Source organism: Pseudophaeobacter sp. C1-32P7, from assembly GCF_041008775.1.
Taxonomy (GTDB): Bacteria; Pseudomonadota; Alphaproteobacteria; order Rhodobacterales; family Rhodobacteraceae; genus Phycobacter; species Phycobacter gallaeciensis_A.
In genome coordinates, this window is sequence record NZ_JAXGFR010000006.1 from 192,084 (window position 1) to 210,330 (window position 18,247).

18 protein-coding genes are annotated in these 18,247 nt (G+C 62.2%); 11 read left to right on the forward strand and 7 right to left on the reverse strand.

The annotated features are described in order from the left end of the window. The 5 genes from SM763_RS10880 to SM763_RS10900 all read left to right on the forward strand — a co-directional run bounded on the left by SM763_RS10880 (nt 1) and on the right by SM763_RS10900 (nt 4,704). Complete coding sequence (locus SM763_RS10880) at nt 1–381, forward strand: YigZ family protein (protein ID WP_368998551.1); 381 nt, start codon at nt 1–3, stop codon at nt 379–381. 102 nt (nt 382–483) lie between these two features. Continuing rightward, nucleotides 484–753, forward strand: coding sequence for a DUF6455 family protein (locus SM763_RS10885; RefSeq protein WP_368998614.1), 270 nt, complete (start codon nt 484–486; stop codon nt 751–753). Between the two features lie 28 nt (nt 754–781). Further along, nucleotides 782–1,054: a DUF6455 family protein gene (locus SM763_RS10890; protein ID WP_368998553.1), complete on the forward strand. Its 273-nt coding sequence runs from the start codon at nt 782–784 to the stop codon at nt 1,052–1,054. 117 nt (nt 1,055–1,171) lie between these two features. Further along, nucleotides 1,172–2,584: a 30S ribosomal protein S12 methylthiotransferase RimO gene (rimO, locus tag SM763_RS10895; protein ID WP_065272943.1), complete on the forward strand. Its 1,413-nt coding sequence runs from the start codon at nt 1,172–1,174 to the stop codon at nt 2,582–2,584. 188 nt (nt 2,585–2,772) lie between these two features. Beyond that, entirely contained in the window at nt 2,773–4,704 is a 1,932-nt protein-coding gene (locus tag SM763_RS10900; RefSeq protein ID WP_368998554.1) for an AsmA family protein, read from the forward strand. Between the two features lie 117 nt (nt 4,705–4,821). Here SM763_RS10900 and SM763_RS10905 read toward each other — a convergent pair whose 3' ends face one another. The 4 genes from SM763_RS10905 to SM763_RS10920 are packed head-to-tail and all read right to left on the reverse strand — an operon-like array spanning nt 4,822 to nt 9,506. Continuing rightward, nucleotides 4,822–6,318, reverse strand: a complete 1,497-nt coding sequence (locus tag SM763_RS10905; RefSeq protein WP_368998555.1) for a phosphomannomutase/phosphoglucomutase — start codon at nt 6,316–6,318, stop codon at nt 4,822–4,824. An 18-nt stretch (nt 6,319–6,336) separates the two neighbouring features. Next, nucleotides 6,337–7,170 (reverse strand): 3-deoxy-8-phosphooctulonate synthase, encoded by an 834-nt coding sequence (kdsA, locus tag SM763_RS10910; RefSeq protein ID WP_065272946.1) that lies wholly within the window; start codon nt 7,168–7,170, stop codon nt 6,337–6,339. A gap of 4 nt (nt 7,171–7,174) precedes the next feature. Next, entirely contained in the window at nt 7,175–8,869 is a 1,695-nt protein-coding gene (locus SM763_RS10915) for a KpsE/RkpR family capsule polysaccharide export protein (RefSeq protein ID WP_368998556.1), read from the reverse strand. Beyond that, nucleotides 8,847–9,506: an ABC transporter ATP-binding protein gene (locus SM763_RS10920; protein WP_065272948.1), complete on the reverse strand. Its 660-nt coding sequence runs from the start codon at nt 9,504–9,506 to the stop codon at nt 8,847–8,849. The genes SM763_RS10915 and SM763_RS10920 overlap by 23 nt, the downstream gene beginning before the upstream one ends. 299 nt (nt 9,507–9,805) lie before the next feature. Between SM763_RS10920 and SM763_RS10925 the strand changes: the two genes are divergently transcribed. Continuing rightward, nucleotides 9,806–10,408, forward strand: a complete 603-nt coding sequence (locus SM763_RS10925) for a uracil-DNA glycosylase family protein (RefSeq protein ID WP_368998557.1) — start codon at nt 9,806–9,808, stop codon at nt 10,406–10,408. After that, entirely contained in the window at nt 10,408–11,199 is a 792-nt protein-coding gene (locus tag SM763_RS10930; RefSeq protein WP_065272949.1) for an SseB family protein, read from the forward strand. The genes SM763_RS10925 and SM763_RS10930 overlap by 1 nt, the downstream gene beginning before the upstream one ends. Before the next feature lie 87 nt (nt 11,200–11,286). Here the strand turns inward: SM763_RS10930 and yghU are convergent, their stop codons facing one another. Then, entirely contained in the window at nt 11,287–12,162 is an 876-nt protein-coding gene (gene yghU / locus SM763_RS10935; protein ID WP_368998558.1) for a glutathione-dependent disulfide-bond oxidoreductase, read from the reverse strand. A 310-nt stretch (nt 12,163–12,472) separates the two neighbouring features. Between yghU and SM763_RS10940 the strand changes: the two genes are divergently transcribed. Then, a complete protein-coding gene (locus SM763_RS10940) occupies nt 12,473–12,991 on the forward strand; it encodes a YHS domain-containing (seleno)protein (protein WP_274832949.1) in 519 nt (172 codons plus the stop codon). A gap of 133 nt (nt 12,992–13,124) precedes the next feature. Here SM763_RS10940 and SM763_RS10945 read toward each other — a convergent pair whose 3' ends face one another. Further along, a complete protein-coding gene (locus tag SM763_RS10945) occupies nt 13,125–13,721 on the reverse strand; it encodes a GcrA family cell cycle regulator (RefSeq protein ID WP_065272952.1) in 597 nt (198 codons plus the stop codon). Between the two features lie 188 nt (nt 13,722–13,909). Between SM763_RS10945 and SM763_RS10950 the strand changes: the two genes are divergently transcribed. Continuing rightward, entirely contained in the window at nt 13,910–14,728 is an 819-nt protein-coding gene (locus SM763_RS10950; protein WP_368998559.1) for an ABC transporter permease, read from the forward strand. A gap of 9 nt (nt 14,729–14,737) precedes the next feature. Here SM763_RS10950 and SM763_RS10955 read toward each other — a convergent pair whose 3' ends face one another. After that, nucleotides 14,738–15,625 (reverse strand): DMT family transporter, encoded by an 888-nt coding sequence (locus tag SM763_RS10955; RefSeq protein WP_065272954.1) that lies wholly within the window; start codon nt 15,623–15,625, stop codon nt 14,738–14,740. Between the two features lie 365 nt (nt 15,626–15,990). Between SM763_RS10955 and SM763_RS10960 the strand changes: the two genes are divergently transcribed. Continuing rightward, nucleotides 15,991–17,166, forward strand: a complete 1,176-nt coding sequence (locus SM763_RS10960; RefSeq protein ID WP_368998560.1) for an aspartate aminotransferase family protein — start codon at nt 15,991–15,993, stop codon at nt 17,164–17,166. A 73-nt stretch (nt 17,167–17,239) separates the two neighbouring features. Then, the gene (gene argF / locus SM763_RS10965; RefSeq protein ID WP_368998561.1) at nt 17,240–18,166 is read left to right on the forward strand and encodes an ornithine carbamoyltransferase; all 927 of its coding nucleotides are present in this window, start codon (nt 17,240–17,242) and stop codon (nt 18,164–18,166) included. Nucleotides 18,167–18,247: the final 81 nt, after the last annotated feature.

Genomic DNA, 18,247 nt, shown 5'->3' on the forward strand with positions numbered 1-18,247 from the left:
ATGGCTGACAATCGTGCAGATGCAGCGCCCGAGATGAAAAAACTGGGCGTGGTCCTGACCGACCGGGGGTCACGCTATGCGGTGACCGGCGCCCGGGTTACGTCGCGCGCCGAAGTCGACGCGGTGCTGGCGGCACTGAAAACCGACCGCGCCTACGCCAAGGCCACCCATAACACCTGGGCGGCGATGCTGCCGACGGGCGCGCTCAAGGCCGACGACGGAGAGAGCGGCGCCGGGATGGTGATCCTGCGGATGATGGAGCGGGAAGGGCTGCAAGATCACCTGATCATCGTCACCCGCTGGTATGGCGGCAAGAAACTGGGCGGCGACCGCTTTCGCCGGGTTCAGGACGCGGTGCGCGCCTATCTGAACCCCGCCTAGGCCCGCGTCACGCGATTGACCTGCATCAAGGTCCGGGGCCGGGCCTGTGGTATTTTCTGGCGTGACACGCAGCCAGGAGAACGCGCGATGGATGATTGCGGGATCAAGGACAAAGCTAAGCTGAAGACGCACGCGGCCCTTTTTGATGAAATGGGGCAGGCGGTTGGGCTGGATCTTCAGGAAGAGGCCATCGCCGGGCGGCTGAATTTCGATGAAATCGCCGAAGCGGTGCTGCGCTGCACCCGCTGCGCCCATCCGGAGACCTGCCAGAAATGGTTGCAATCGCCTGCGCGTGCAGATGCGGCGGCAGACACTCCTGATTATTGCCGCAACCGCGATCTGCTGGGATATCTGCGCGAACCGGTTGCCTGATCTGGCAGCCTTTGGGGAGGATCAAGACATGCATCCATTGGGGGACGCGCTGTATCACCTGAGGCTTCTGGGGCTGATGGGCAAAACCACCGAGGCCGATCTGGTCGAGGCCTTTGAGGCAGGCCGCATCAGTTCCGAGGACTGGGCGGATATGGTCAACCGCTGCCGGGCCTGCGAGGGTATCGGGACTTGCGAACGCTGGCTCGCTGCCCATGACAAAGCCGAAGAGGCACCCGGCTGCTGCAAGAATGCCAAGGTCCTGCTGCGCCTGCGGGCCGAGAAGGAAAAAGCAGAGGCCTGAGGCCGCAGACAAGGCTGGAGAATGCCTGTGGGCGCTCACTGGTCAAGGCCAAAGAGGCGGTGCTCCCGCTGAAAACATCCATTCCCAAAGCCACACGCGCGTACTATATGCGCAGCCATGACCAGCAATCCGCCAGACCTCCGCCCCGACCTCGCCCCGAAAGCCCAGTTCGGTGATGCCCCGCGCAAAGACCAGCCGACCCTTGGCATGGTGTCGCTCGGCTGCCCCAAGGCGTTGGTGGACAGTGAGCGCATCCTGACCCGGCTGCGCGCCGAAGGATACGGCATCTCTGCCGATTACGCGGGCGCCGATGCGGTGATCGTCAATACCTGCGGGTTCCTCGACAGTGCCAAGGCCGAAAGTCTGGACGCCATCGGTGAGGCGCTGAAGGAAAATGGCAAGGTCATCGTCACTGGCTGCCTTGGCGCCGAGCCGGATTATATCCGCGAACATCATCCGCGCATTCTGGCCGTCACCGGTCCACACCAGTATGAACAGGTGCTGGATGCCGTACACGCCGCGGTGCCGCCTGCGCCCGATCCCTTTGTCGACCTGCTGCCTGCCACCGGCGTCAGCCTGACGCCCCGGCACTTCAGCTATCTGAAGATCTCGGAAGGCTGCAATCACAAGTGCAAGTTCTGCATCATCCCGGACATGCGCGGGCGGCTGGCCTCGCGCCCCGCCCACGCCGTGCTGCGCGAGGCGGAAAAGCTGGTGGACGCAGGCGTGCGCGAACTTCTAGTGATCAGTCAGGATACCTCGGCTTATGGGCTCGACCGCAAATACGATGTGAACCCCTGGAAAGAGGGCGAGATCCGCAGCCATATCACCGATCTGTCCCGCGCGCTGGGGCAGTTGGCGCCTGCATCGGACCTTTGGGTGCGGCTGCATTATGTCTACCCGTATCCGCACGTGCGCGAATTGATCCCGCTGATGGCGGACCCGGACAACGCGCTTCTGCCCTATCTGGACATCCCCTTTCAGCACGCCCACCCGGATGTGCTGAAACGCATGGCACGCCCCGCAGCGGCGGCGAAAACGCTGGACGAAATCCGCGCCTGGCGCGAGATCTGCCCGGAGATCACCCTGCGCTCCACCTTCATCGTCGGCTACCCGGGGGAGACGGAGGCCGAGTTCCAGCATCTTCTCGACTGGATGGATGAGGCGCAACTCGACCGGGTTGGCTGTTTCAAATACGAAAACGTCGACGGCGCGCGCTCCAACGATCTGCCGGATCACGTGGCCGAAGAGGTAAAGCAGGAGCGCTGGGAACGCTTCATGGAAAAGGCGCAGGCGATTTCCGAGGCCAAGCTGGCGGCCAAGGTCGGCCAGACCATGCAAGTCATCGTGGACGACATCGACGAAGACGGCATCGCCACCTGCCGCACCAAGGCCGACGCGCCTGAGATCGACGGCAACCTGTTCATCGACGAGGGCACCGAAGGTCTGAAGGTGGGCGATCTGGTCACCGTCGAAGTTGACGAGGCCGGGGAATATGACCTTTGGGGGGCACTGGTCGCTGGCTGGTAAGCTCCGCTCACATCTGAAGGCTGTTTCTTGGTTCAATAGGCTCCGTGGCTTGTGCCGGGGGCTGTCCGCTGATGAAATTTCCGATGCGGCAATGGTGAAGTCTGTCCGCGACACTGTCCGGGCCAACCGACTATTGCGCCTTGCGGGGCGCACTGTATCCTCGGGGGAAACAGGCAGCGGAGGGTGCTATGCGGCTGATCATTCGGGTTCTTTCGGCAATATTGCTGACGCTTGCCGTGTTGATCGGGGTGGTCTTCATGCTGCCGGGAGAGAAAGTCGCGGCGCTGGCGGCGCAGCAGCTGGAGGCGCAGACCGGCCGCAAGCTTGAGTTTCAGGGCGAGGTGGGCTTCAGCCTCTGGCCGGTGCTTGGGGTCAGAACCGAAGGCGTGACCCTGTCGAATGCCGATTGGGCGGGACCCGAGCCGATGCTGCGGGCGGCGCGGATGTCCATCGGGATCGCTGCCGCCGATCTGCTGCGCGGCAAGGTGCGGGTGACCGAAGTGACCGCCTTGCTGCCGCATCTGAACCTGTCGACCCGCGCTGATGGCACCGGGAACTGGGTGATGTCGCCCAAGGCAACCCCAGGTGCGGAGACTGACGCCTCCCCGCAGGAGAGCAGCGATCTGGCGGTTCAGATCGAAAAGTTGACCCTGACCGGGGCCTCGCTGCGCTATGCGCCGCATGGAGGTACGCCGGTTGAGATGAAGGCCATCGATCTGGCGCTCAGCTGGCTGGATCCCGGCGGTACCGTGGATATGGAGATGACGTTGCGCCCGGTCGAGGCGCCGGTTCAGGTGAAGGCAGAGATCGGCACATTTGCGGAATTCCTCACCGGGCGGGTGTCTTCGGTCGGAGGGACTGTCAGCGGGCCCGGCGGCGTGCTGCTGTTCGACGGCCGGGCCGGGATCGATGGCGCAGGATCAGGGCGGGTGACGCTGAAAACTTCGGATAGTGCCGGTTTCATTGCGGCGCTGGGCGGTGGTGAGGTCTCTCTCCCCAAGGGGCTGGGGCAGGCTGCTGTGGTCGGCGCCGATGCCACCTATACGCCGGATGGGCGTCTGGCGCTGCGCGATCTGTCACTGGATCTGGATGGCAACACCCTGCAGGGGGCTGCGGATCTTGTCATGGCGGATGTGCCAGAGGTGACGGCGCAGCTGTCGGCTGGTGCGCTGTCCTTTCCGGGGCTGGACTCGCCCGTCGAGAGCAGTGGATCGGGCGCGGGCAGTGCGCCCGATGGTTGGCCCAAGGAACAGATTGATGCCTCGGCCCTGTCAGCCTTCAACGGCATCGCTGTCCTGACCTTCCAGAGCCTTTCGGCGGCGGGGTATAACCTTGGCGAAAGTAAGCTGACATTCAGTTTGGACCGCGCCCGCGCGGTGCTGAAGGCCCAGCCTGCCACCATGTTCGGCGGGCAGGTGACCGGGCAGGTTGTGGCCAACAACCGCAACGGCCTGTCGGTGGGCGGCAAGCTGTCCTTCAACGATATCCAGCTGGAACAGGCGCTTGGGCAGACGGCGGGTTACGACCGCTTGCATGGCGCCGCGCTGGGGGAGATCGAATACCTGGGCGTTGGCAATTCGGTGGATGCGATCATGCGCTCGCTCAACGGCAAGGGCTGGTTGGAGGCAGGCAAAGGCTTTTTCACCGGTTTCGACCTTGAGGACCTGATGCGCTCCGGCTCGGGCAATGGCGGCAGCACGGTGTTCGAACAGTTGACTGGCAGCTACACGATCGCAAACGGCAACCTGCAGAACGAGGATCTATTGGTCATCATCAAGGGGCTCAGGGCCGAAGGTGCAGGCCGGATCGGTTTGGGCGCGCGGGATCTGGATTACCGTTTCACGCCCACCCTGCAGGGAGCGGATGGCGGCGCCGGGCTGTCGATCCCTGTTGCTATCACCGGACCGTGGAGCGCGCCAAAGATCCGGCCCGATCTGAAATCCGCCCTGCAGCCGCAGATCGACGAGATCGAGCAGGAAGCCAAGGACCGCGTGCGCGAAAAGCTGAGCGAGGAGCTGGAAACCGAGATCGCGCCGGAGCAGGACCTGAACGAGGTGATCAAGGACCGGATTGAGCAGGAAGCCAAGGACCAGCTGCTGCGGCTGTTGCAGGGTAACTGAGCCGGGCCGGAAGGCGCTTCTGTGCAGAAATGAAAAAGCCGCGCCCACCAAAGCTGGGCGCGGCGGTCGTCCGGGCCATGGCCCGGGCGAAAGACCTTCAGTCAGTCAACAACTTGATCAGATCGTCTGATCGTAGTCCCCGACCAGCGGTTCGGTGCGGATCACCGCATCGATATCGGCAAAGATCGCGCGCAGCTCTTCTTCGCTGTCGCTGCTTTCGCAAACCACCACCAGGTTCGGCGTGTTGGAGGAGGCGCGCACCAGCCCCCAGGATCCATTGTCCAGGATCAGGCGGGCGCCGTTGACGGTGACTACTTCCTTGATGGCGCGACCTGCGATTTTCTCGCCAGCCTCGGCCTTGGCCACCAGTTTGGCAACAAGGCGCTCCAACACGTCGTATTTCTCGGTATCGGCGCAATAGGGGGACATGGTTGGGGTCGACCAGGTCTTGGGCAGCGCCTTGCGGAGATCCGACATTTTCATGTCTGGGTTGCGGTTCATCAGTTTGCAGATCTCGACCGCCACGCGCATGCCGCAGTCATAGCCGCGGCCCACCGGTTCGGCGAGGAAGTAGTGGCCGGATTTTTCAAACCCCGCCAGCGCGCCGATTTCCTTCACGCGCCGTTTCATGTGGCTGTGGCCAGTCTTCCAGTAATCGGCTTTGACGCCGTTTTTCTGCAGCTCGGGGTCCGAGGCAAACAGACCGGTGGATTTCACATCAGCGACAAAGGTCGCGTTCGGATAGATCTTGCTGAGGTCTCGCGCCATGATGACGCCAACCTTGTCGGCAAAGATCTCTTCGCCTTCGTCATCCACCACGCCGCAGCGGTCGCCATCGCCATCAAATCCGAGCGCGAAATCCGCACCCGAGGCTTTGACGCTGTCGGACATGTCGTGCAGCATTTCCATGGCTTCGGGGTTGGGGTTGTAGTTGGGGAAGGTGTAGTCCAGCTCGTTGTGGCTGGGTACCACCTCGACGCCGATCCGCTCGAACAGCTCGGGGCCAAAGGCCGAGGCGGTGCCGTTGCCGGTGGCGCAGACCACCTTCAGCTTGCGGGTCATCTTGAAGTCGCCGACCAGATCATCGAGGTAGGCTTCCTTGACGCCATCGACGAATTCATACGAGCCGCCATCGCGGGCCACGCCTTCGCCGTTGAGGACGATATCACGCAGCTCGGCCATTTCATCCGGGCCGTGGGTCAGCGGGCGCTCAAAGCCCATCTTTACGCCGGTCCAGCCATTCGGGTTGTGACTGGCGGTGACCATGGCGACGGCAGGCACATCCAGATGGAACTGCGCGAAATAGGCCATGGGAGAGACCGCCGGGCCGATGTCCTTGACGCGGATGCCGGCCTGCATCAGGCCCAGGATCAGCGCCTGCTTGATCGCCAGAGAATAGTCGCGGTAGTCATTGCCGACCGCGATCACCGGCTCAATCCCGCGTTTGTGGATCTGGGTGCCAAGGCCAAGGCCAAGGGCCGTCATGCCGGGCAGGTTGATTTCCTCGGGGTATTTCCAGCGGGCGTCATATTCGCGAAAACCGGTCGGCGTGATCATCGGATCGCGCAGGAAGGACCAGGTGTTCGGGGTGACGGGGGAGATCGGTTTAGTCATTAAATTCACTTTCGGGCATCAAATCGAAATCGGGTTTGCCTTGGCGAGCTGGTCAAAGGCCATCAACGTCTCGATCAGTTTCGGCATCTGGTCGAGATAGATCATATTGGGGCCATCCGAGGGGGCGCTATCGGGATCTTCGTGGGTCTCGATGAAAACCGCACCGATGCCCAGGGAAACGGCAGCCCGGGCCATGACAGGCGCGAATTCACGCTTGCCACCCGAAGAGCCGCCCTGTCCACCGGGTTGCTGCACCGCGTGGGTCGCATCCATCACCACGGGATAGCCGGTCTGCGCCATGATCGGTAGCGAGCGCATATCCGCCACCAGCGCGTTGTAGCCAAAGGAGGCGCCCCGTTCAGTCAGCAGGATGTTCTCATTGCCGGTGCTTTCCACCTTGGCCACCACATTGGCCATGTCCCAGGGCGCCAGAAACTGCCCCTTCTTGATGTTGACGGCCTTGCCGGTCTTGCCCGCTGCCAGCAGCATATCGGTCTGGCGGCACAGGAAGGCGGGGATCTGCAGGATATCCACGGCTTCGGCGGCTACGGCGCATTGTTCCTCGGTGTGCACATCGGTCAGCACCGGCACGTCGAATTCACGGCGGATATCGCTGAGAACCTTCAGCCCCTCGTCAAGACCAAGGCCGCGCTTTCCTGACAGAGAGGTCCGGTTGGCCTTGTCGTAGGAGGCCTTGAACACATATTGCGCCCCGGCGGCCGCGCAGGCCTCTTTCATTTTGCCTGCAATCATGCGGGCGTGGTCGGCGGTTTCCAGCTGGCAAGGACCGGCAATCACTGTCAGGGGACAGTCATTGCCGATCGTCAGCCCGGCGATTTTGATGTGTTTCATAGCGTTAAGAGGATACCTGTTCCCGGAGAATGGATGCTGTAAGCGAGCACATCAGGTAAATACCGGAAAAGATCAGGAAAGCCAAAATCGTATTTTCGAACTTGCGCGGATAGGAGGGTTCCTCGCTGGGAACCGGTTCAACCGCGGTAGTCAGGTAACGGACCTGACGGTTGGCCTCCATGCGGGTGGTTTCCACTTGCTGCAAGGCCGATTGCAGCATCAGATCGCGGGTCGCAAGGTCGGCCTGAGCCATCTGGATCTGCACGCTGAGGCTGGCGAGCGAGTTTTCGCCAGCAGCGGCATCGGTCATCCGGTCGTTGAGCCGCTGAATCAACGCCTCCAGACGGGAGATATCAGCCTCTGCACCGGCCACCTTGGCCTGGTTGGGGCGGGTGTTGTCCATCAGTGCGGCCAGTTCCAGCTCCTTCTCCTGCAGCTGGACCTCAAAGGTGGAGATCTGCGAACGCAGGGACAGGATCACGCCTTCGGGGTCCAGAACCGCGCCTTTTTGCTGCAGCCGCACCAGATGTTCCTGAGCCTGACGGCGTTTCGTCTCTGCCAGTTCGAGCGCGGCCTCTGCCTCGCCCACCTGATCGGAGCGTTTCTGTTCGGACAGGTGGTTTACCTTTTCCTGCGCATAGGAGATCAGCCGGTCCGAGAATTCCGCAGAGACCACCGGATCAGCCGCGGTGACTTCCATCCGGATCACGCCCTCGGTCGGATCATAGCCGATTTTGACGTTGCGCGAGTAGATCTTGTAAGCCTGTTCGTTGCTTGCGGCTGGGTCCAGACGTTGAATCGGGTCGATCCAGTCCTGGGTGAAATGCGCCTTGAAGCCGACTTCTTCATCCAGCCGCAGCATGGCTTCCTTGGATTGCAGAAAGCTTTGTACCGCGGTGGAATCCTGGCTGGTGGCAAATTGCGTGCCCGACAACAGACCGCTCATCGACCCGGCGCTGTCGGCCTTGAGCACCAGAAATTCGGACTTGGCCGAATACATCGGCGTTGCCACGGCATAGAAATAGTATCCGGTGATCAGCGTCGGCAGCATCACGAAAAAGCTGAGCCGCCCCAAAAGCAGCCACAGCTTGCGACGCCGCCGCTTGGCGATATCGCGCTGGATTTCCTGGATTTCTTTGTTGCGCCGCTCTGCCGGGCTCAGCTCGGTCGAGGGCAGGGTCGTCTTGGCGGCGGGCACGGTCTGCGGCAGCTGGATCGCGCCGGGGTCCGGAGCGCCCTCTGGCCGGGCCTTGTTCTGCGGGACCACCAGTTCCAGCATGTTGGAACGCTTGAAGGGATCAATCCCTTTCAGGCGGAGCAGGCGGACGGCTTCGAAATCCGAGGTAACCGGCAGATTGTGCTGCTGCGCCACGCGCCGTGCCATGCGCAGCTGACGGCCGGTCAGCCCTTCGCGGCGGATCTCGTCGATATCCGTGGAGGTCTTGGTCTCACGCGCGCTGCTGACCTGGCCGGACATAGCCTGCCCGGTTGCGGCGCTGGGTTTCGCGTCTTTTTGCCCTGCTGAAGCCGTGGCCTGAGTGGATTTGACCTCAGACGCGCTAGCCTGCGTTGTTGCTCCTGCGGCTTTGGCGCTGCTGTCGGGGCCTGGGGCCTCGACAGGGCGCGCTGCAGCGGCAGCGGCGCCGCCGCTCGATGTGCGGCGGATGCGGAATTTCTTAGCCTTGGGTTTGGTAGTCATAGAGCTGCTTTGCCTCTTCCAAGGTTTCAAACATATGCAATTGCCCGTCCATCAGAACGGCTGCGGAGCGAGCGAATTTTTCCAGCGTTTTAGGCTGGTGGGACACGATCACGATGGTGGTCGTCTGCAGGCGCTCCTGCAAAATCGAGCCGGCCTTGCGGTTGAATTCCACATCGGTCGTGCTGGGCATGCCTTCGTCGATCAGATAGATATCGAAATCCAGCGCCAGCATCAGCGAAAAACTGAACCGTGCCCGCATGCCCGAGGAATAGGTGCCAAGGGGTTGGTCGAAGTATTCGCCAAGCCCGCAAAGCCAGCGGCAGTAGGCTTCGACATAATCCGGGTCCAGCCCATAGAGTTTGGCGATGTAACGGCTGTTTTCCATGCCGGACAGGCGGTTGATGACGCCGCCCATGAACCCCAGCGGAAAGGAAATCTTGCAGCCTCGCCGGATTTCGCCCTCGTCCGGTTTCTCAAGACCCGCCATCATGTTGATCAGAGTGGTCTTGCCGGTGCCGTTCGGGGCCAGAATGCCCATGGATTTGCCCAGCTCCACGCGAAAAGACACCCGGTCAAGGATCACCTTGCGCTGGGTGCCGGTCCAGAAGGACTTGCTGACATTTTCAAACTCAAGCATGGCTTGTTCCGGTCTTGCCTGTCTGGTCCGTTGTCCGGCCTCTTGCCTCGGATGGCCCTAAAAAAGGACCGCTGCACTGTGCCACGGTTCTGATCGCGGCGATTTGATCAGGTTTGGTTACCTGAATTATATTAACGTCCTACGCGTGAAATCGGGCTTTGTTATGTCAAATTGTGACATAAATTCTGAACCGCTGCTTTACTCTTCGTCCATGGACAGGGCAGCAAGCGGTCGATGCAGCTGGGCGAGGACAATTTGGGCCATTCTATAGCGATTTTGTTTCCAAAAGGGAAACGATGATGAGGCAAAGTTTCCATGACTGCGCGGCGCTGACGCAGGAGATTTCCGGTTGCCGCCTTTGTGCGCAGCGGTTTGCCGCCACGGCCACGCGGCATGCGCCCCGCCCGGTGGTCTGGTTCCGCCCCTCAGCACGGATCCTGATCGCGGGGCAGGCGCCGGGTCTGCGGGTCCATGACAGCGGACGCCCCTATACGGATGCCTCCGGCGACCGGTTGCGCCAGTGGCTGGGGGTTTCCGAGGATGTTTTCTATGACCGGGACCAGATCGCCATCGTCCCGATGGCCTTTTGTTTTCCGGGGTATAACGCGAAAAAGGCGGATCTGCCGCCGCCGCCGGAATGCGCCCGCACCTGGCAGCACAGGGTGATGTCCGTCCTTCCCGAGGTTGAGCTGACGGTGCTTGTGGGAGGCTATGCGCAGCAGCATCATCTGGGGAAAAAGGCCCGGGTTAGCGATACGGTGGCCGATTGGCGCGCGCATGCGCCGCGCGTCTTTCCCTTGCCTCATCCGTCCTGGCGCAATACCGCATGGCTGAAACGCCACCCCTGGTTTGAAACAGATCTGCTGCCCGCGCTGCGGCACCGGGTCAAGGAGCTTTTGTGATGACAATGCCAACGCCGCTGGATCAGGCCCACGCACAGATGGAGGCAGAGCCCGCGTCGGATGCCGCGCGTCTGCGGTTCTACGAACGGCTATCGGATGCCGAACTCTTTCTGATGCTGGAAAAGGAAGTCGAGAACGACAAGCTGGAGCCGGCCCTGTTCGACACGCCCGAGGGGCGCTTCGTCCTGGTTTTCGACCGCGAAGAGCGGCTCGCCCAGTTCGCCGGGCGCGCGGTGCCCTATGCGGCGCTGGCCGGGCGGGGAATCGTGCAGATGCTGTCGGGGCAGGGGATCGGTCTGGGCGTCAATCTTGAGGTCGCCCCCTCTGCCATGCTGATCCCGGCCGAGGCGATTGGCTGGCTTGAAGAAACTCTGGGTCATGCGCCGGATCAGGTAGAGGCGGCCATCGAAAGCTTCCTGCCGCCCGCCGGTCTTCCGGATCTTCTGCTGACGGCGCTGGATACCAAACTGGCGACTGCGGCTGGGCTGGCGCAATCGGCCTATCTGGTAGCAGTGCGTTACCAGGGTGGCGGGCAGGGGCATCTGCTGGGCTTTGTCGATGCCAAGGACGCCGCGCGGGATGCCCTGGCCAAGGCGGTGGGCGAGGCGCTGACCTTTTCCGGGATCGAGGCCGGGGCGCTGGATGTCGGGTTTTTCCAGGCGTCGGATAGGGCTGCGGCCAGCCTGTCACGGGTAGGGCTGCGGTTTGATCTGCCGCAGCCAGAGGCGCCGCAGGTCTATCAGCCGGTCGCGCCCGGCAGCGATCCGGACAAACCACCGCGTTTGAAATAATCAGTTCGCGTGGCACGGCGGCGACCCGCCGTGCCTTTCATGCAGGGGCGGACGGGGCAGGGCGCCCACGTCCGCTGACTGTCAGTCTCAGCTGTCTTCGGTTTCCAGCTTGTCTTGGGTGCGGGTGTCGAAATCACCGGCGTCATGGCGCTCGCGCAGCTGGGTGTGCAATTCGCCAAAGGCGCGGTTGACCATGCGGCCACGGCTGACCGCGGGGCGCGCGTCGATGTCCTTGGCCCAGCGCACGACATTGGTGTAGCTCGCTACGTCGAGGAACTCTGCCGCATCGTACAGGCGGCCCAGCACCAGCTGGCCGTACCAGGCCCAGATCGCCATGTCGGCGATGCTGTAGTCATCCCCGGCGATGAACGCGTTGCCATCAAGCTGGCGTTCCAGAACGTCTAGCTGACGCTTGGTTTCCATGGCGAAACGGTCGATCGGATACTGCCATTTTTCCGGCGCATAGGCGTAGAAATGGCCAAAACCGCCGCCCAGATAAGGCGCGCTGCCCATCTGCCAGAACAGCCAGTTCATCACTTCGGTGCGCTCCGGCCCGGACTTGGGCAGGAACTCGCCGAATTTCTCGGCCAGGTGCACTAGGATCGAGCCGGATTCAAACACTCGAACCGGGGTGTCGCCGCTGCGGTCCATCAGGGCAGGGATTTTTGAGTTAGGGTTGATGTCGACAAAGCCCGATCCGAATTGATCGCCTTCGCCGATGTTGATCAGCCAGGCGTCGTATTCGGCGCCGGAGTGGCCCTTTGCCAGCAGCTCTTCGAACATCACGGTGACCTTGACGCCATTGGGGGTGGCCAGCGAGTAGAGCTGGAAGGGATGCTTTCCGACCGGCAGTTCCTTGTCGTGGGTGGCGCCTGCGATGGGACGGTTGATCGAGGCGAAGCGTCCGCCGCTTTCCTGTTCCCAAGTCCAGACTTTCGGCGGGGTATAGCTCGTATCACTCATGTGGATGGGCCCTGTTCTGTATGTGGTGGCGGGCGGCGCGGGGCGCGGCCCGGTTCGGATTGACGTCTCTGACGTAGGATACTCGTCAAAAATTCCAATGACTGGAAGGTGTGGGTGCGATCTTTTTCGTGCAACCGTGCAGGGGGCGGCCTGCGGTCACGCAGAGACACAGCTGTGTGAGCGCCCCTTCGCAAAGGGTCTGCGCCGGATATTGTAGATGCAGTTGTAGTGGACCGGCAGACCGGTGGAGCAGGACCCCCTGTGTCACGTCATGTCCCGGATCGGTGCCGAATGAGGAAAGGATCAAGACATGAAACGTTTTGCACTGGCTGCCATCGCGGCCCTGACAATTGGAAGCTCTGCCTTTGCAGGGGAGCAATATATTGACGGCACCGGTTTTGCGGTCTCTGGCTATGACGTGGTTGCCTATCGCAGCCTCACCCAGGTGCCGGTGGGCGAGGTGCAGCCTGCCGCAGTGCCGGGCCGTGCGGATATCGTGGCCGAGTACAACGGTGCCCGCTTTGCCTTTGCCAGCGAAGAGAACCGCGAGATGTTCCTGAAGAACCCGGAATACTACGCGCCGCAGTATGACGGGCACTGCGCCTATGGGGTATCCAAGGGCGGCAAGGTGCCGGCCAACCCGAACCTGTGGCGGATCGTGGATGACAAGCTGTACCTCAACATCACCAAGAACGTGGTGGGCTTCTGGGAAGAGGACATCCCCGGCAATATCAACATCGCCGAAGGCAACTGGCCGGGTATCGAGCCGGATGAAGCCTCGGAACGGGTTATCCCTAATTTCGAGTCCTCTGCGCCTGAGGGGAACTGAGCAGCAGCGGGGCTGCCCCTTTTCAGGCACCCCACGAAATTCCATGTGACAATAAAAAGCCCCGCACGGGAACGGCGGGGCTTTTTTGATTGGGAAAAAAGGTCCAAAATGCGAGCAGTGGGCCCGGAGCCGATTACCGTTTGCGGTCGCGGCGGGCGCTCATCGGCTGGAAGGCGACGCCGACGTGGGCTTCGCAATAGGGTTTGCCTTGCTGAACGGGCAGACCGCAGAACCAGAAATCCTCGGTCGCGGGGTCGCCCACCGGCCATTTGCAGGTGCGTTCGGTCAGCTCCATCAGCGTCAGCTTCTTGGCCTTCTTTTCGATCTCGTTGACCTTGGCCAGGGCTTCGGGGCTGATCTCATTGGCAGAAGGCTGCGGCGGCAGCGGCTGACCAGCCGGAATGATCTGCTTGCGGGCCGGAATGGCGGCCTTGGTTTCAGGCGCGCTGGCAGCGGCCGCAGGCGGCGGAGTTGCCGGACGGGCCGGTTCCGTCTTTGGCTGTGGCTTTGGCTTTGGCGCCGGTTTGGCAGCGGCAGCAGCTGCCGGTTTTTCCTTGGGCTCGGCGGCTTTGGCGCCACCGGCTGCGCGGTTGGACAGGCCGAGGCGGTGCACCTTGCCAATCACGGCGTTGCGGGTGACCCCGCCCAGCTCCTTGGCGATCTGGCTGGCCGACTGACCTTCGCCCCACATTTTCTTGAGCAATTCGACGCGCTCGTCTGTCCAGGACATATGTTGCCTTTCCAAGCTGAAAGCGGCCCCAGAATCCTGCGGCCGCCATCGAGTTCCGATATAAACGCCTATTTTAATCACTGCGGCCCGAGTTACAAGGCGTCTTGCACCTGCGGATGCAGCAGGTATGCAGATGGGGCACGGGCGGCACGCCGGAGCACGCATAAGACTGGAACGAGGAAAGCACCATGGCAGAGACGGAAACAGAATACCGGGTCGGAATGGGAGAGCGCCGGTTCGGTCGGGTGAACTGGCTGGGGCTGCAGACGCTGGCGATGCGCGAGATCAAGCGCTTCTCGGTGGTCTGGACACAGACGCTGCTGGCGCCGCTGATGACGGCGGCGCTGTTCCTGATGATCTTCAACATCGCGATCGGACCGAAGCGTGGCGATGTGATGGGGGTGCCCTTCCTGACCTTCCTGGCGCCGGGGATCATGATGATGACTGTGATCCAGAACGCTTTTGCCAATACCTCTTCCTCGATCGTGATTTCCAAGGTGCAGGGCAATATCGTCGATACGCTGATGCCGCCGTTGTCGGGGCTTGAGATGCTGCTGGGTTACCTTGCCGGGGCCATCGCGCGCGGTGTGGTGGTGGCGCTGGCCATCGGGCTGGGTCTGATGCTGGCGCTTCAGATCGTGCCCGCGCATCCGCTGGTCGCGCTGTTCTTCATCGTGATGGGAGCGGCCTTCCTTGGTGGGCTGGGCATCGTCGCCGGTGTTTTCGCGGACAAGTTCGACCAGATGGCCGCGATCACCAACTTCATCGTGACGCCGCTGGCCTTTCTGTCGGGCACTTTCTATTCGGTCGAGTCGCTGCCGCCGGTGCTGGAGGCGATTTCCCATGCCAACCCGGTGTTCTACCTGATCGACGGCGTGCGCTATGGGGTGATCGGCACCTCCGACAGCTCGCCGCTGCTGGGCGCGACGGTTTGCGTTGGCGCCACGGTCGCCATCAGCCTGCTGGCCTGGTCGATGCTGCGCCGGGGCTATCGCCTGAAGGCATAAAGGGCGGCCTCAGGCCGGTTTTGCCTGGCGTCCCTCGCGCCAGGCCAGAATGGCGGCGCCTGTCAGGATGACGCAGGCGCCAAGAACGGTCACCCCGTCCGGTACTACGCCAAAGCCGAGGAAGTCGTAGCACGCGGCAAAGATCAGCGTAGCATAGCTGAAGGGCGCCACGAAAGAGGCATCCCCCCGCGCCATTCCGTTGATGAAACAGGCCTGCGCGCAGGCCATCAGCGCGCCCAGTGCCGCCAGCGCGCCCCATTGCATCGGCGTTGGCATCTGCCAGACCGGCAGCACAGCCAGACTGGCGATGAGAACACCAATGCCGTTGTTGAACCACAGGATCTGCAAGGGCGCCTCGCGCCCCGACAGTTTCTTGATGAAGATCAGCTCCAGCCCCATCACCGCTGCCGCGCCAAGTGCCAGAAGGGCCGCTGGCTGAAAGCTCTCGGGTGCCGGGCGGAGCAGGATCATCGCGCCGATAAAGGCGATCCCCGCCGCGCCCCAGCGCCAGGGGCCGACGCGCTCGCCCAGAAGGGGGATCGCCAGCAGCATGCAGAACACCGGGTTGAGAAAGGTGATCGCCGTGGCATCGGCCAGCGGGATATAGGCAACAGCGGCAAACATCAGCGTCACACCGCCCCAGCCAAAGGCGGTACGTCCGATATGCAACCCCCAGTGCGGCCGGGTCAGCCGGGGTCGCACCAGCGCCAACACCGATGAGATCACCACGAAGGCAAAGATAAACCGCCCGTGCGAGATCTGCAGCGGGTGCAGCGCAGGCCCGAGAGCGTCGGTGCCCAGCGATTTCGCCATCAGCGTTGTTGCCGCGATAAAGGCGGTTGCCAATAGGATCAGCGCGGCGGCCAGCATCGGATTTTGCGGTGTCGGAGTTTTCATGCGCAATCGGTGCGCCCGTGCCCGCAGAGATGCAAGGATAAAAAGCGCGGCCGCCAGCGAAGGATTAGCGGCGCGTCGGAAAAGCGCGGCCAGCGCATGCTGCCGAATTGTTCAGGGGGGCTGCACAAAAGGGGTTCCTTTTTGCTCAAAGCTCCCTTATGGACCCATTCCATGATCAAACGTACACATAACTCTGCGCTTCGACGCCGACGCCGGACTGCGTAAACCGCAGCCTCAGTGCCCCTGTGGCGCCTTTGATCCCTTGGTGCCGCGATGATGGTACAACCCCCCTCCGACTACAGTATTGACCCTCCGGCCCGGCTATGCACAGCTTTGGCCTCAATGTTTCAAAAAGGATGATCCTGATGATCCCGTCCGTTCTGCCGACTTACAATCGTGCTCCGCTTCAGTTCGTCAAAGGCGAAGGCGCCTGGCTGATCGAGGCCGACGGGCGCCGATTCCTGGATCTGGGCGCCGGGATCGCGGTGAATGCGTTGGGCCATGCCCATCCGGCCCTGGTTGAGGCGCTGACCTCCCAGGCGCAGAACCTGTGGCATGTGTCCAACCTTTATCAGATCCCGCAACAGCAGGCGCTGGCGGACAAGCTGGTCGAAACGACCTTTGCCGATACGGTCTTTTTCACCAATTCGGGCACCGAAAGCTGCGAATTGGCGGTGAAGATGGCGCGCAAGTATTTCTACGACAAGGGCCAGCCCGACCGGGTCGAGATCATCACCTTCGAAGGGTCCTTCCACGGCCGGTCCTCTGCGGGTATCGCGGCGGCGGGCTCGGAAAAGATGACCAAGGGCTTTGGTCCGCTGCTGCCGGGCTTTGTGCACTTGCCGTGGAATGATCACGACGCGGTGGCGGCGGCGATCAATGACAAGACCGCTGCGATCCTGATCGAGCCGGTACAGGGGGAGGGCGGTATTCGCCCGCTGCCCGATACCTGCATGAAAGGTCTGCGGGATCTTTGCGACGAACACGGCATTCTGCTGATCCTTGACGAGGTTCAGTGCGGCGTGGGCCGGACTGGCAAACTCTTTGCCCATGAATGGGCGGGCATTACTCCTGACATCATGATGGTGGCCAAGGGCATCGGCGGCGGCTTCCCGCTGGGGGCGGTGCTTGCGACCGAGGATGCGGCCAGCGGCATGACCGCGGGCACCCATGGCTCCACCTACGGCGGCAACCCGCTGGGCTGCGCGGTGGGCTGCGCGGTGATGGATGCGGTCGCCGATCCGGATTTCCTGGCCGAGGTGAACCGCAAGGCGGGCCTGCTGCGCCAGAAGCTGGAGGGGCTGGTGGCCAGCCATCCCGAGGTCTTCGAAGAAGTACGCGGATCGGGGCTGATGCTGGGGCTCAAGTGTAAGGCGGTGAACATCGATGTGGTCAACGCGGGCTATGATAACGAGGTCGTCATCGTTCCGGCGGCTGACAATGTGATCCGCCTTCTGCCCCCCCTGAACTTGACCGACGAGGATATCGCCGAGGCGCTGCAGCGTCTTGAGAAGGCCGCCAAACAAGTCGCCGCGGCCTGAGCGGACCCTACAGATCCAATTGCGAAGGCGGGGGATGCGCCCCCGGCTTCACCCTGACAAAAAGTGACAAGACATGAACCATTTTCTCGACATCCACAAAACCGATGCAGCGGCCCTGCGGGGCATCATCGATCAGGCAGGCGTGATGAAACAGGCGCGCCTGGGCCGCCCAAAGGGCGCCCCCGATGATGAACAGCCGCTCGATGGGCGCATGGTGGCGCTGATCTTTGAAAAGCCATCGACCCGGACCCGCGTTTCCTTTGATGTTGGCGTGCGCCAGATGGGCGGGCAAACCATGGTTCTGTCGGGCAACGACATGCAGCTGGGCCACGGTGAAACCATCGCCGACACCGCCCGCGTGCTGTCGCGCTATGTGGATCTGATCATGATCCGGACCTTTGATGAATCGGTGCTGATCGAAATGTCGGAATATGCCGATGTGCCGGTGATCAATGGTCTGACCGACCGCACGCACCCCTGTCAGATCATGGCCGATATCCTGACCTATGAAGAGCACCGCGGCCCGATCAAAGGCAAGAAGGTGGTCTGGACCGGCGACGGCAACAATGTCTGCGCCTCCTTCCTGCATGCGGCGGGACAATTCGGGTTTGACCTGACCTTTACCGGCCCGGCGCAGCTGGACCCCGAGGATGAATTCGTCGGTCTGGCGCGCAAGGCAGGATCGAAGGTTGTGATCGAACGCGACCCGGTCAAGGCCGTGGAAGGCGCCGATCTGGTTGTGGCGGACACCTGGGTTTCCATGCATGACAGCCAGTCCTCGAAAGAGCGGCGTCACAACATGCTGCGCCCCTATCAGGTGAATGACGCGCTGATGGCCCATGCCAAGGACGACGCGCTGTTCATGCACTGTCTGCCGGCCCACCGTGAAGAGGAAGTGACCTCTGCCGTGATGGATGGTCCGCAATCGGTGATCTTTGATGAGGCCGAGAACCGCCTGCACGCACAAAAGGCAGTGATGCGTTGGTGCCTCGGCGTCTGAGCCGTCACCTAGCCTCTGCAATGTAAAACCCCTCGCCGCAGACCTGCGGCGAGGGGTTTTCTTTTTCGAGTTCGTGCCTGG

Bases quoted from the DNA above. Each gene is read 5' to 3' on its own strand.
- SM763_RS10880 (WP_368998551.1), top strand. From the start codon at position 1: ATGGCTGACAATCGTGCAGATGCAGCGCCCGAGATGAAAAAACTGGGC.
- SM763_RS10890 (WP_368998553.1), top strand. From the start codon at position 782: ATGCATCCATTGGGGGACGCGCTGTATCACCTGAGGCTTCTGGGGCTG.
- rimO (WP_065272943.1), top strand. From the start codon at position 1,172: ATGACCAGCAATCCGCCAGACCTCCGCCCCGACCTCGCCCCGAAAGCC.
- SM763_RS10900 (WP_368998554.1), top strand. From the start codon at position 2,773: ATGCGGCTGATCATTCGGGTTCTTTCGGCAATATTGCTGACGCTTGCC.
- SM763_RS10905 (WP_368998555.1), bottom strand. From the start codon at position 6,318: ATGACTAAACCGATCTCCCCCGTCACCCCGAACACCTGGTCCTTCCTG.
- kdsA (WP_065272946.1), bottom strand. From the start codon at position 7,170: ATGAAACACATCAAAATCGCCGGGCTGACGATCGGCAATGACTGTCCC.
- SM763_RS10915 (WP_368998556.1), bottom strand. From the start codon at position 8,869: ATGACTACCAAACCCAAGGCTAAGAAATTCCGCATCCGCCGCACATCG.
- SM763_RS10920 (WP_065272948.1), bottom strand. From the start codon at position 9,506: ATGCTTGAGTTTGAAAATGTCAGCAAGTCCTTCTGGACCGGCACCCAG.
- SM763_RS10925 (WP_368998557.1), top strand. From the start codon at position 9,806: ATGAGGCAAAGTTTCCATGACTGCGCGGCGCTGACGCAGGAGATTTCC.
- SM763_RS10930 (WP_065272949.1), top strand. From the start codon at position 10,408: ATGACAATGCCAACGCCGCTGGATCAGGCCCACGCACAGATGGAGGCA.
- yghU (WP_368998558.1), bottom strand. From the start codon at position 12,162: ATGAGTGATACGAGCTATACCCCGCCGAAAGTCTGGACTTGGGAACAG.
- SM763_RS10940 (WP_274832949.1), top strand. From the start codon at position 12,473: ATGAAACGTTTTGCACTGGCTGCCATCGCGGCCCTGACAATTGGAAGC.
- SM763_RS10945 (WP_065272952.1), bottom strand. From the start codon at position 13,721: ATGTCCTGGACAGACGAGCGCGTCGAATTGCTCAAGAAAATGTGGGGC.
- SM763_RS10950 (WP_368998559.1), top strand. From the start codon at position 13,910: ATGGCAGAGACGGAAACAGAATACCGGGTCGGAATGGGAGAGCGCCGG.
- SM763_RS10955 (WP_065272954.1), bottom strand. From the start codon at position 15,625: ATGAAAACTCCGACACCGCAAAATCCGATGCTGGCCGCCGCGCTGATC.
- SM763_RS10960 (WP_368998560.1), top strand. From the start codon at position 15,991: ATGATCCCGTCCGTTCTGCCGACTTACAATCGTGCTCCGCTTCAGTTC.
- argF (WP_368998561.1), top strand. From the start codon at position 17,240: ATGAACCATTTTCTCGACATCCACAAAACCGATGCAGCGGCCCTGCGG.